The organism is Microbacterium sp. B24 (genome assembly GCF_000333415.1).
Lineage (GTDB): Bacteria > Actinomycetota > Actinomycetes > Actinomycetales > Microbacteriaceae > Microbacterium.
Genome location: NZ_BADB01000068.1, coordinates 1 through 1,360 on the forward strand (window position 1 = coordinate 1; position 1,360 = coordinate 1,360).

At 65.8% G+C, this 1,360-nt stretch carries 1 pseudogene; it reads right to left on the minus strand.

The features are described from left to right. Nucleotides 1–33: 33 nt before the first annotated feature. A pseudogene (locus tag I5I_RS01575) lies at nucleotides 34–1,035 on the minus strand (glycoside hydrolase family 3 protein); the annotation flags it as partial. Nucleotides 1,036–1,360 lie beyond the last annotated feature (325 nt).

Genomic DNA, 1,360 nt, shown 5'->3' on the forward strand with positions numbered 1-1,360 from the left:
ATTGAGCTCGGTCCCGGGGATCCTCTAGAGTCGGGTGAGAATCCGCCGGACGGCCCGATCGAGGTCTCCTTCCGACAGGAGGCCGGCATCGATCGCCGCCAGCGCCCCGTCGAAGAAGCCCGGTGTGGTCATGACCATGTCGTTGCCGGCGCGAATGGCCGCCGCGGCGGCGTGCGCGTAGTCGGGCTGTATCTTCTGCTCCCACACCATGCGGCCGACGTTGTCCCAGTCGGTGATGAGTGTGCCCGTGTAGCCCCACTCGCCACGCAGCACGTCGTCCAGCAGCCAGTCGTTGACGGTGATCGGAACCCCGTCGGTGGTCTGGTAGCCGAGCATGAACGTCGCGCAGCCCTCGCGTGCGACGCGTTCGAACGGAGGGAGGAACCACGAGCGGAGCTTGCGGCGCGAGATGTCGGCTTCGCTCGCATCGCGCCCGCCCTGCGTCTCGGAGTAGCCGGCGAAGTGCTTCGCGGTCGCGAGGATCGCGGTCTCGTCGCGCAGTCCGCGTCCTTGGTAGCCACGGACCATGGCGCTGGCGAGCTCGCCGATCAGGAACGGGTCTTCACCGAAGGTCTCGCCCACCCGCCCCCAGCGCAGATCGCGTGCGATGCAGAGCACCGGTGAGAAGGTCCAATGGATGCCGGTCGCCGCCACCTCCGTCGCCGTCGCGCGGGCGACGCGCTCGAGCAGGTCGGGGTCCCACGTCGCGGCCATGCCCAGCTGCGTCGGGTAGATGGTGGCGCCCTCCCAGAACGAGTGGCCGTGGATGCAGTCCTCGGCGACGATCAGGGGGATGCGAAGACGCGTCTGGGCGGTCAACTCCGCGGCGCGCAGGACCTTCTCGGGATAGGTGTGCAGGATCGAGCCGGCATGGCGCTCGAGGATGATGTGGTCCAGATCCTTGGGGGAGTCGCAATGCATTATCTAGCAGACGTTTTCGGTGGCGGTCATCCGGCCGAAGAGGTGGGCGACCGGGTGCGATAGCGCAAGGGACGCGTTCAGGTAGGTGGAGGTGTCGCGGTTGATGAGGCTCATTGGGCATCGTTGGTCATTGGCGCTGCTGTAGTTGGTGTATCCGTGCGGACTGAGGTCAGGGCGCTGGTTGCATTCAGCCCTTTGTTCCTGAGCGGGTGAGCACGCTGTCCGGCGGAGGGCAGTCGAGGAGTTGAGGTAATGGTCGATGCCTAAATTGATCAGAGGGAGGGCGACTCCCAGTAGGGGGAGGCACAGACCGAGCCGGCAGGTACGCGCCACCAGTACGTGAGGGAAGCGTCCGAGGTGTGCTGGGCCGCAGAACAGGACTCGTCACGCATCTGAGATTCAGACACAGGGATCACTCCGATGAAGGCCAGGGTTGTCA